Genomic DNA, 12,598 nt, shown 5'->3' with positions numbered 1-12,598 from the left:
CTGATGAATATTGGGTTTAAAATTTTGCTTGCTGTTTTAGTAGCACTGGGATTACGTGTAGCAAATGGCCAACAAAGTGGGGCGTCAATCGATGCAATATTTAGAAATCCTCCAGAGTCAGCTAAACCCTGGGTGCTTTGGTATTGGATGCACGGCGCCGTATCAAAAGAGGGTATAACCGCCGATCTCGAAGGGTTACGTAATAACGGTATTGGTGGTGTATATCTGGCTTGTATTTATGATACGGTATCCCGGATTCCGTATCCCCATCCTGCCCGTCAATTATCTCCTCAATGGTGGGAAATGATTAATCATGCCTTAAGAGAGTGCAAACGTCTAGGCATGAAGATGTCTCTGCACATGAGTGATGGATTTGCGTTGGCTGGTGGCCCTTGGATCAAGCCCGAGCAATCCATGCAAAAACTGGTGTGGACAAAAACATATGTAAAAGCACCTTTACACGATCCTATCGTATTAGAACAACCTAAGGCTAACGAAAATTTTTATAAGGATGTCGCAGTATTTGCCTATCCAGCGAATTGTGCGCAGGCATTTAGTGATACGGTACTGGTACCTACTGTTATCACCAGTACAGGAGAAAGAGCTTCTTACCTTGCTTTTCCGATAGATGACACCAAATCTTTTAAAAGTGATACTGCTTGTTGGATTCAATATAAATATCCTTCACCGTTTACGATACGATCGCTGAAAATACGTACTGGAGGTAATAATTATCAGGCCCTAAGGTTGACGGTATTGGCAGGTTATAATGGAATCGAGTTTGACACGATAATTAAATTACAACCGCCAAGGCACGGCTGGCAGGACAGCGATGAAGACTATACTTTTTCTATACCCGCTACAACGGCAATGTATTTTCGTTTTCTGTGGAGTAAGGATGGTTCGGAGCCGGGCGCTGAGGATTTGGATGCTGCTAAGTGGAAACCTTCACTGAAGGTAAAAGGTATCTATTTGAGTGATGAGCCGGTAATTAATCAGATTGAAGCAAAGAATGGAAGTGTGTGGCGTGTGGCAACAAATACAGATGAGTTGTGCGTACGCAAAGAAGATGCCATACCTTTCGACAGGATTATCAATATTACAGACAAGATGGATGAAGACGGACAGCTGCATTGGACGCCACCATATGATGCGAACTGGATTATTACGCGAATAGGCCATACCTCTACAGGGCATACTAATGCAACGGGCGGCGCAGCAAAAGGTCTGGAATGTGATAAATTTGATGCGGAGGCCATTAAACTTCATTTTGATAATTGGTTTGGTAAAGTGTTTGAAATGACCGATCCCGGACTTGCCAGAGAAGTGCTTAAAATATTTTATATCGATAGCTGGGAGGCTGGGAGTCAGAATTGGAGTAAAAACTTTCTCTCCGAATTTAAAGCACGCAGAGGATACGATCTTTTACCTTATCTATTAGTGATGACGGGTACCCCAATAGAGGATGCCGCCACTTCCGAAAGGATACTACATGATGTGAGGGAAACAATTGCAGAATTAGTGAATGATATTTTTTATAAAACGCTTCGGAAACTGTCTGCTGAAAAAGATTGTGAGTTTATGGCCGAAAACGTGTCTCCTACCATGGTGAGCGACGGTTTACTACATTTTAAAACAGTGGATTATCCTACCGGGGAATTTTGGCTACATAGTCCTACACATGACAAGCCTAATGATATGTTGGATGCCATCAGTGCAGCGCATATTTATGGAAAGAATATAGTGCAGGCAGAGGCTTTTACTAATTTAAGAATGGCCTGGACGGAGCATCCCGGTAATATAAAGGTTGTTGGGGACCGCAATTTTGCTATGGGAATTAATAGAATGGTGTTGCATGTAACGACACATAATCCATGGCTGGATCGTAAGCCTGGTATGACACTCAGTAATATCGGTCTTTTTTATCAACGCGATCAGACTTGGTTTAAGCAAAGTAGGGCATGGATTGATTATATGACCAGAGTTTCCGCTATGCTTCAGTATGGGAAACCCGTTGCTGATATTGCTGTTTTTACAGGAGAGGAAGTGCCTCGAAGATCCATTTTGCCTGATCGATTAGTGAACACGCTGCCTGGAATATTTGGTAAGGAACGCTTGCTATCGGAGCAAAAACGTTTGGAAAATAAAGATCAGCCACTCCGTACCATTCCTGATGGGGTAAAGCATTCGGCTAATATGGCCGATCCGGAAGATTGGACAGATGCCCTGCGAGGGTATAAGTATGATTGTTTTAATCCTGATGCATTATTGGGCGCTAAAGTTAAAAATAAAAAAGTGGTATTTGAGTCTGGTGCTGAGTATGCTATTTTGGTTTTCCCCGGAAAATTGCTAATGAATCCTAATAGTCATCTAATGTCCTTGCATATTGCAAGAAAATTGTTAGAATTGTCAAGAGCTGGTGCTATTATTCTTATTGATAAAGGACATAAGGAGCCTATAGGTTTTAAAGATAACAGCGAAGAGTTGCAAAAGATATGGAAAGCATTGTTGCGTAGTCGCAATATAATTGACATACCTTATATGGAAGAAACATTTGCAAGGATAGGAGTAGAGCGGGATTTGGATGCTACAGGCAATAAAGAAAAAATTGCTTGGACTCATAGGAAGACTAATAATGAACATATTTATTTTGTTTCCAATCAGGAGAGCAAACCTGTTCAATTTACATTATCCTTCAGAGTTAAGGGATATACTCCTGAGATTGCGGATCCTGTAACGGGTTCCATTACCCCGGTGTCCGATTGGAGGGTTGTAAATGGTAGAACCATTATTGTACTTCCCTTGGATACACATCAATCTGTATTCATTATATTTAGAAAGAAGACAAAAGTATTGTCTACAAAGAATCAGTTTTTGCAGACTAGTTCATTGCTTGATGATATATCAAGTAACTGGTCAGTGCAGTTTGATCAGCAGATGGGTGGACCTACAGAAGTTGTTGATTTTCCTGTATTGCAATTGTGGAATGAAAAAAATGATCCTCGTATAAAATATTATTCAGGATCTGCTATATATAAAAGACAATTCTCATTATCTGATGTGAATAAAGATAGCCCTATTTATCTTATTATTGATAGTGTTTTTAATATCGCATCCGTTTCTATTAATGGCAAATACTGTGGTACTTTATGGACAGCGCCATACCGATTGGATATCTCGGATGCTATCCGAAAGGGGATAAATAATATTGAGATCACAGTGACTAATACTTGGTTGAACCGTCTTTTATACGATATTAGCTTGCCTGAAAAAAAGCGTATCACTTGGACTTCAGCTAATTTAGAGTTATTGAAAGGAAAGTCTCTGCAGAAAGCAGGCATATCGGGACGGATTAGAATAGAGCAATAATTCCATATTTCCCAATCTATTCAATCGATTGCGCATATTTATTTTTGGTGACATTTCTAAGAGGTTCTTCATTATTTTTAAGTTTCCTGAATTGGATAATCTAAAAATTAGCCATGAAAAGAACCTGCTCTTTAATATTTATAGTAATTCTTTGCACAGTCCTCGCATCTTCTTTTGTGCATCATCACATTGCTCTAGTAGCTAGTAGACCTATAAAAGATTCTTCACTAATTATTCCTATAGGAGGAAATACATGGAGCAAACCTATTCAACCGCGTTCCAGAGTAATTTCGAATACCGGTATTGTTAATTGGACTGATGCTAGTACGCAATTCGATACTTATTTCAGGGTGAGCACTCCGGGGAAACTGCATCTAAAAATTAGTGCAAAAACTGAAGGTAGGAGTTCTTTGAGGGTTATTATTAATAATGTGCCGAGAGATATAACAGTAGATGGAAATGTTTTTCGTCTCTATTCGATAGGTACTTGGGAAATCAAGGATACTGGCTATGTTAAGATAACATTGAAAGGCCTTTCTAAAACAAGCAACATTTTTGCGGATGTGTCGCATTATGAAATAGGAGGGACTGTTATTACTTCACGAGTAAATTATGTTCTCAATAATGAGGGCAACTTTTTTTACTGGGGGAGAAGAGGACCTTCTGTGCACTTGTCCTATCCGTTTTATTCAGAAATAAAAGCAAAATGGTTTTATAATGAAATAACAGTACCAGAGGGTGAAGACAAACTGGGGTCTTATTTTATGGCGAATGGCTTTGGAGAAGGGTATTTTGGTATACAGGTTAATTCTCCAACAGAAAGACGTGTATTGTTTTCTGTCTGGAGTCCATACAATACCGATGATCCTAAAAGTATACCCGAAGATCAGCGTATTATTATGCTGAAGAAAGGGGAGGGTGTATATACAGGTGAATTTGGAAACGAAGGATCGGGGGGGGCAGAGTTTCTGGCGCTATAATTGGAAAGCAGGAACTACTTATCGATTCTTACTGAAAGGAGAACCTGATGGCAATAATAATACTATTTACACTGCATATTTTTTTATACCCGAAACCAATAGCTGGAAACTGATTGCTTCTTTTAAGCGCCCTTATACTGATACCTATTTGAGGCGCTTGCATTCGTTTTTGGAAAACTTTATTCCAGAGCAGGGAGACCAGGAACGTCAGGTGTTGTTCGGTAATCAGTGGATTTGTGATGCTAATAATAAATGGCATGAGCTTAATGAGGCTGTTTTTACTTATGACAATACTGCAGCGAAAGGCTATCGCATGGATTATGCAGGAGGTGTATTGAAAAATCAGTTCTTTCTACGGAATTGTGGTTTTTTCAATCATTATACTCCCTATCAATCACGTTTTAAACGACCTATAAAGGGAAGCCCTCCTTCAATCAATTTTGATGAACTTCCATAGCTGTGTGGCGATTCTAGGTTAAGTTAAGCTGCTAATAAGTACTATGTTATTGTAATAATATTTTTATATCTTTTTCTCTTTCCTTAGGTAATACTATTAACGATGTGATTTTTCCGTTTTTAAGAGTCGCTTCCACAGTGGTCTGTTTAGGAGCGTGTAATTTGAAATGTACATCCCATTCTTTAGGCCATGCAGGAAAAAGATAAATTGTATCGTCAACGGTTTGGAGTAGCATTTCTTGCAGGCCAATCATACCACTACCTCCCCAATTGTGATCTGGTACCCAATCAAATCCAGGCCCCCAGAAAGCAGGGAAACGTCTTCCGCTATCTTTCAGTTTTAGAGTGGTTAGGCGTTGCGCTTCTTCTGTGAGACCCAAGCGCGCAGCAAATATATTATCCTGTTTCCATCCAATATGACTACGGAATTTCAATGCAAAACTGTCTAGATGATAAGTGTTGATAGCAGTATCTAACCCACTTCTTCCTATTCCGTAAAGCCCCCAAGGAAACACGGGATATAGTTGTGGTGATTCGGTATTATTTACCCTTGCCCAAAGCCGGGCCGGAGCAATCGTGGGTTTACCGTTATAACTCATAAAGGGAAGGGGAGGTATACGAGATAGAAATTTTTCGAAATATTGTTTTCCTTCACTTGTGAGATATTTTGTTCCTGTGGCTAATAATGCTGTTGTTACTGCTTTTAATGCAGCGATGGTGGCGCTAGCATTATAGGTTAGTTTAAACGTTTCTGCACCCGATCCAGGATAGAGAATTAAATAATTGTTTTCATCAAGTGGTTTGTTGCTCCTAAGCTTACCCCGATACTGGTAGTGCTCATCGAAAAATACCAATGCGTTTTTAATGAGCGCAATATAATCGCCAATATCATTTCCTGTATAGAAATGGGTTTGTAGTATCATCATGCAGAACTCGAGCACTGTATCCCATTCGTATTCCAACCAAGCATTGTATTCAATGCCGGGGTCAAAATCTGCGGGCCGTTTCCAGCCATATTCTGTAGGATTGGGTAAGCCGAAATTCTCTATTTGCTCATTAAAGTTGGCTCCTTTATGTCCCCAATAAATTTTTGTGCGCAGTATAGCCGTAGGCAAAATTCTATTATAGAAATCAAACTGGGGTTTCATCATGTCGATATCACCACTTTTCAGCATAGGCCAATATACCAGCCGCTGGTTTTGTGCTGTAAAAGTGCCGCCCCCCCAGTTGCGATGGTCCGGTGTGCCTTTTATAGTACTATCGGTAAAGACAGGATCTACCGTAAAAAGTCCCCCATTAAACTTTGTAGGGTAAGATCCATAGGCATTGCATCCCAGCATGTATCGGAATAGCTGATAGTTGCGACCTACTTGCCAACTTTCGGTGTTCGATTGAGATGTATCGATAACAATAAAACTTCTTTCCCAAAAATGATTCCACCACCGGATTGTTTGCTGATGATTACTTCGATAGCTTTTTGCAAGTCGATATACCGCATCCTTCCATTGTTTCAGCGTTTCCGTTTGTTCATTGTAGAGGAAAATTTCAATAGAATGATGTTTTTGTGGGGCTTTTGAAATGAGACTGTAGCTTTTGTAGGGTGTGTTTACATAAATGCCGCTATCTACGTAGCCTTGTATAAATTGAGGAGCTTTGATAAATCCCCCACTTGTAAGGTTTTTAAGAGGGTTAAATAATTGTGATTTGACAGAATCCAAACCTTGCTGTGTTACTGTTGCATCGAATACATCAGCACCACTATTACGATGGTAAAATACAATACCTTCGTTTTCGTAATGAATTTCATCTTTTTTCGTAACAACATCTACATGTTTGGCCCATTTCCAGGAATTTGCATTATTCTCTTTGCCTGTCTGTAAGCGATCAGTATACCGCCAATTTTCATACAATAGCTCCGCTTTTAACGGTTTACTGCTTTGGCTTTGTATATGTATGACCGGATGTTTAACATCTACCCATATTTTTAGCTGAAGTCGAATATTATTATCTGCAGCTTCAATCTTAATATATCCGTCTTTCAGTATCAGTTCTTGTTTAAAGCTGGCATTGTTGAATGGGTTGGGATAAAATCGAAGTCGTATTCTACCACTTTTCAGAAATGTATTATTTTCATCAAAACTTCCACTTTTCGAAAAATACATCAGTAAGTCATTATTCTCCACCCACACATTACAACCAATATCACCTCCGCCTACAGGCATAGATTCACTGGCATTATTGCTTTGAGAAGTCCAAACGATATTGTAGGAATCAGGTAGTACCTGACTATGAGCAAATGAGTGAAATAAAAGTGCTAAAGGCAATAAGCAAACTTTGCCCATATCCAAAAGATGAGGTAGGAATGAAATAAAGTTTGTAATTCTTTTTAAAATTTTCATAGTGCCCGAATATAAGGAATTAAACCTTTCTGTTATAGAGGAGTCATGCAATGTATAAGTATATTGTACTTTTTACTTTTTTAATAATAACCTATTTTTGATTAGATCTGAACCAGCATATTCAGAAAAGTTAGAAGGTTTGTCATGACGGAAGTAAAACAAGGATCACATAAAAATATCTGGTATGGAGTGGGACGTAAAAGAATTGAAATACCCAAACCGGTATTGCGATCTAATATTATAGTAAACCCATTGTTAAATAATCTGTATATCGCCAGTCTGGGGTTCTATCCCAAGGCTAAAGGACATTATACAAAACGTAAACATGGACTTCCTGAAAATTTTCTTTTCTATTGTGTAGATGGATATGGGTGGTACATGTTGGATGGGGAGAAGCATGAAGTGGGGCCGAACGAATTTTTTATACTTCCGCAGCATGTAGAGCACGCCTATGGTAGTACAGAGCATGACCCTTGGAGCATTTACTGGGTACATTTTGGTGGTAAATGTTTACCTGAGTTTAATAAAATGCATACGGTGAAGGAGGATTTCAAGCCTCGCCTTGTTAAAGACAATGGTGAAGCGCCCACTGTGTTTAATAAGATGTATAAGACGCTTGAATTGGGGTTTAGTTTGGATAATCTGTTTTTCGCTAATATCAGTTTACAGCATTTTTTATCCTTGTTTATTTATAATTCACGCCATCATCCTGCCACCCCCGATACTAAACCGGGCTGTGTGGAGAATGCTATTTTGTATATGCAGGAGCATATAACCGATATGTTAACACTTAAGCAAATTAGTGCTCATACCAATTACTCTGTTTCACGGTTCTCCAATCTTTTTAAACAACAAACCGGGTATGCTCCGATGGACTATTTCATGCAGATGAAAATTCAGCAGGCGTGCCAGCAGTTAGATTTTACGGATAAATCTATTAAGGAAATTGCTCTTAATTTGGGTTTTGATGACCCGTATTATTTCTCTAAGAGGTTCAAACAAATTACTGGAATGCCCCCAATAAAATATCGTGCTGCTAATAAGCATTAATTATTTAGACTATCGTTACTTCCACCCCCATACTTTCCAGCGTTTTAATGGTGTGTTCTGAGACGTTGGAGTCGGTTATAATTTGCTCAATATCGTCGATATTGCAGATTTTGCCAAATCCGCGTTTCCCGAATTTACTGGAGTCTACTAGGATAATTGTTTTTTGAGAAGTTTCGATCATTTTTCGGTTTAGTAGTGCTTCCGACATACTAGACGTGGTAAGTCCATAATTTAAATCAATACCATCAACCCCTAAAAACAGTTTACTGCAGGAAAAGTCGGTTAATATTGCTTCGGCGTACGTACCTGTAACAGAAGCGGAAGTTTTACGCATTAAACCTCCCAATTGTATTACTTCCACTCCCTGATGGTGAATGAGCTCCAGTGCTACATTTAGTGCCGAAGTGACAACAGTGAGATTCTCTTTAGCCACAATGTTTTTTGCAAAATACTGAACCGTGGTTCCGGAGGCAATCAGAATACAATCGTTGGGCTCGATGAGCTTGGCTGCATAAGCGCCAATTTTTTGTTTTTCTGCAGCCTGCAATGTTACTTTTTCTTCAACGTGTCGATCAGCAATATACGGATTGGTGAGTGTGGCTCCACCGTGAGTACGATACAGCAGTTTTTTATCTTCCAGAAACTGCAAATCTTTTCTTATTGTAACGGAAGACACATTAAGCAGGGCGCAGAGGTCTGTTACCTTTACACTTCCTTCCTTTTTGATCAGTTCTATAATTTGCTGATGCCGTTCTAGTAGGTTGCTCATTAGTTACTGAATATGGGTGTCAAAAATACTAAATGTAATGATTCTCTCATTTTAAATATGTTACTACTAGAAAATGATTGTAATGTGTTTGACTTTACTGCCTGCAAAAGGTTAAAAATAGGAGGTGCTATTTTTAAATATTACTGCTCTCGGCAAAATGCAGCACTTTATTGTTTCAAAAGCCCTACTTCCCCTTACTTTTAAAATAATAGTGTAGTGTTGCCCGTTGTTCATGAAAACGTTTGCGTAAATAAATCCGTCCTGTACTGTCTGGTGTTGCTAAAAAGTGGTTAAACTTGCGCAGATTGTTTGTCACTGACGACTAAAAAAACGCTATATGATAAAACTTTTCCAGTTCGTTTTTTTTCTTTTTATCTGCACGATATCGGCTTGGTCCCAGTCACGTGAAGTGAAAGGAACTGTTTTGGATGAAACAGGGGCTCCTTTAGCCGGGGTGACGGTAACCTTGTCTGGTACTAATACTGCCACAGTTTCTGATAATGCCGGCTCTTTTACCATTAATGTTCCGCGTACAGGAACACAACAGCTGGTATTTACTGCTACAGGATTTACCTCACAAACCATTACCGTAACATCTTCTGTAGTGAATGTAGTGATGGCGAGGCATATTGTCACAGGAGATGAAGTGGTAGTAATTGGTTATGGTACTTCTAAAAGAAGGGATCTAACCGGTGCAGTGGCTACTATGTCTGGTAGAGATTTAGCAAAAATTCCCGTTGCCAACCCGTCGGAAGCTTTGAGTGGTAGGTTGGCCGGAGTACAGGTAACCACTACCGAGGGGTCTCCTGATGCGGAAGTAAAAATTAGGGTACGTGGCGGCGGCTCAATTACCGGCGATAACAGCCCACTGCTGATTGTAGACGGCTTTCCTGTAAACTCTATATCGGATATTGCTCCTGGTGATATCGAATCTATCGACGTATTAAAGGATGCTTCTTCCACAGCCATATATGGTTCTCGGGGAGCTAATGGAGTTATCATCATTACTACCAAGAGTGGTAAAGCAGGAAAATTTAGACTGAATTACAACGGTTATGGTGGTTATCGCAAGCTAGCGAATAAACTCACAGTACTCGATCCGCTGGATTATGTAAAATGGCAATATGAACGCGCCTTGTTAGATAATAAGCTGGATGAAACTTTTACTCGTTATTTAGGCAACTGGCAAGATATTGACTTGTATGCAGAAGCGCAGCCCAACGATTGGTTGGAGCAGGTATTTGGACGTATAGGGCATACTATGAACCATAATCTTAGTATGAATGGAGGTAGCGATAAACTTCGTTATGCTGCGAGCTATACCCATATAAGCGACAAAGCTATCATGTTGTCATCAGGATTTACTCGAGATAACCTCACTCTTAAGCTCAATGCTAAACCACATGCTAAAGTAACCACCGACTTCTCGATGAGGTATTCTAAAGCTACCATTGAGGGTGGTGGGATGAACGAGCAAAATGAAGTTTCTTCCGCCGATTCAAGATTGAAGTATGCCATGATTTATCCGCCTATACCTGTAGGAGGACTCACCGATGCGGAAGAAACCGATGATGCGTTCAATATGTATAATCCCATAGTGGCGGTATACGATAATGACCGAAGACAGCGGAGAGTCAATCTGAACCTAGGGCTTAGTGTGGGATGGCGTCCTTTTGAGAATGCTCAGCTTAAGACTGAAGTAGGTATGGATGAATATCACTATGATGATGATCGTTTTTACGGTCCTACTACCTATTATGTAAAAAATGTACCTTCTGCAGAGAATCAGGGGTTGCCCGCTATACAAATGCAGAAGATGCTAAAAAGAGCTATGCGTAATACCAATACTTTCAGTTATGATTTCAAAAAGCTTCTTACAGGCAATCATGATCTGAATGTTTTGGTAGGACAGGAGTTTATTAATGTGAGTCAGGAAATGCTAACAACAGTGGTTCATGGCTTCCCACGCACATTTACATTTTATGATGCTTTAAAATTGTCTGCCCAAGGTGCTGCGAACTCGGTAGATAATTATTTGTACCCTGATGATCGTCTTTTATCGTTCTTTGGAAGAGCTAATTATAGCTATAGAAGTAAATATTTATTGTCTGTAACGTTCCGTGCTGATGGTTCCTCCAAGTTCTCCGAGGGGAATCGTTGGGGATATTTCCCCTCTGTTGCTGGTGCGTGGCGTATTTCTTCAGAAGATATCTTTAGTGGGTTGCGCAATGTGTTTGACGATTTGAAGCTGCGCCTCAGCTATGGTACTGCTGGAAATAACAATATTCCTTCAGGGCAGATGGTGCAGACTTTTGATGTAAGTACCACTACATGGGTAAATGGTTATAACAGCTATTGGGCAGCTTCCAAAACTATGGCAAACCCCAATCTGAAATGGGAAACTACCATTACCCGGAACGTAGGATTGGACTTCACACTCAAAAATCAGGTATTAACCGGTACTATTGATCTATATCGCAACAGCACTAAAGACTTATTGATTTTATTCCCCGTATCTGGAACCGGTTATGATAACCAATATCGTAATATGGGCGAGACCCGTAACCAGGGATTGGAAATTACGTTGAATTGGAACGCTATCGATAAGAAAAACTTTGGATTAAGTTTTAGTGGTAATATAGGGTTTAACAGAAATAAGATTATTTCACTCGGCCTGATGGAAAACTTTGGTGCTGAGTCAGGCTGGGCTTCTACCGAAGTGGGTACCGATTATTGGGTAGCTGTAGGAGGTTCTGTAGGAAAAATGTACGGATATCGCCTAGAAGGTACCGGTAGGTATGAGGTTTCTGATTTTGAGGGTTACAATCCTAGTACAGGACGCTGGATTTTAAAAGAAGGCGTGCCAGATGCCAGTGCCATTGTAGGTACGATCAGACCGGGATCTTTAAAACTGCAGGATGTAAATGGGGATAATGTGGTGAATGTTTCGGATAAAACAATTATCGGAGATGCCAATCCTAAGCATACAGGGGGCTTTACTATCAATGCAAGAATTTTTGATTTTGACTTAAGTGCGATGTTTAACTGGAGCTATGGCAACAATATCTACAATGCTAACAAAGTAGAATACACTTCTACCAGCAAATACCATGGAAGAAACATGATTGATATCATGGCTGAAGGCAAACGTTGGACCAATTTGCGGCCAGACGGGACGCTTTCTAATGACCCCGAAGAGTTAGCGGCTATGAATGCTAATACTACCATGTGGTCTCCTTACATGAGTCGATACATATTTACTGATTGGGCTGTGGAAGATGGAAGCTTCCTAAGGTTGGGTACACTCACGCTGGGGTACAATTTACCACAGTCTATAGCCCGTAAGGCCGGTTTACAAAGTGCACGTATCTATGCTACCGGATATAATGTATTCTGTATTACCAATTATTCAGGTTTCGATCCTGAAGTATCTACGCGCAGAAAAACGGCGCTTACACCGGGTGTGGATTATTCAGCCTACCCCCGTAGCCGGATGATTATACTGGGTTTAAATCTCTCTTTCTAGCATAAAGTGAATAGGAAATGCATAGCTTGTTTAACCAAAAATGATTTAA

The 12,598-nt window shown here is 40.0% G+C and carries 7 protein-coding genes; 5 read left to right on the top strand and 2 right to left on the bottom strand.

The features are described 5' to 3' along the window. The first annotated feature begins 3 nt into the window (after nucleotides 1–3). From PIECOFPK_RS10505 to PIECOFPK_RS10495, 3 genes are all read left to right on the top strand, one after another. On the top strand, nucleotides 4–3,369 hold the full coding sequence (locus PIECOFPK_RS10505) for a glycosyl hydrolase (protein ID WP_409965828.1): 3,366 nt from the start codon (nucleotides 4–6) through the stop codon (nucleotides 3,367–3,369). Between the two features lie 113 nt (nucleotides 3,370–3,482). Continuing rightward, nucleotides 3,483–4,349, top strand: a complete 867-nt coding sequence (locus PIECOFPK_RS10500; protein ID WP_409965827.1) for a DUF3472 domain-containing protein — start codon at nucleotides 3,483–3,485, stop codon at nucleotides 4,347–4,349. Continuing rightward, a complete protein-coding gene (locus PIECOFPK_RS10495) occupies nucleotides 4,306–4,806 on the top strand; it encodes a DUF3472 domain-containing protein (protein WP_409965826.1) in 501 nt (166 codons plus the stop codon). Before PIECOFPK_RS10500 ends, PIECOFPK_RS10495 begins: the two co-directional genes overlap by 44 nt. A 46-nt stretch (nucleotides 4,807–4,852) precedes the next feature. Here PIECOFPK_RS10495 and PIECOFPK_RS10490 read toward each other — a convergent pair whose 3' ends face one another. After that, entirely contained in the window at nucleotides 4,853–7,204 is a 2,352-nt protein-coding gene (locus PIECOFPK_RS10490) for a DUF5703 domain-containing protein (protein ID WP_409965825.1), read from the bottom strand. Between the two features lie 144 nt (nucleotides 7,205–7,348). Here PIECOFPK_RS10490 and PIECOFPK_RS10485 point away from each other — a divergent pair, with 144 nt between their 5' ends. Further along, nucleotides 7,349–8,254, top strand: coding sequence for an AraC family transcriptional regulator (locus PIECOFPK_RS10485; protein WP_409965824.1), 906 nt, complete (start codon nucleotides 7,349–7,351; stop codon nucleotides 8,252–8,254). A gap of 4 nt (nucleotides 8,255–8,258) precedes the next feature. On the opposite strand, the gene agaR is transcribed toward PIECOFPK_RS10485, so the two are convergent. Beyond that, on the bottom strand, nucleotides 8,259–9,023 hold the full coding sequence (gene agaR / locus PIECOFPK_RS10480) for a transcriptional repressor AgaR (RefSeq protein WP_330975265.1): 765 nt from the start codon (nucleotides 9,021–9,023) through the stop codon (nucleotides 8,259–8,261). A 337-nt stretch (nucleotides 9,024–9,360) separates the two neighbouring features. Between agaR and PIECOFPK_RS10475 the strand changes: the two genes are divergently transcribed. Then, the gene (locus PIECOFPK_RS10475; protein WP_409965823.1) at nucleotides 9,361–12,549 is read left to right on the top strand and encodes a SusC/RagA family TonB-linked outer membrane protein; all 3,189 of its coding nucleotides are present in this window, start codon (nucleotides 9,361–9,363) and stop codon (nucleotides 12,547–12,549) included. Nucleotides 12,550–12,598 lie beyond the last annotated feature (49 nt).

It is taken from the genome of Chitinophagaceae bacterium C216 (assembly GCA_028485475.2).
Taxonomy (GTDB): Bacteria; Bacteroidota; Bacteroidia; order Chitinophagales; family Chitinophagaceae; genus Niabella; species Niabella composti.
This window is presented reverse-complemented; position numbering and strand designations above follow the sequence as displayed.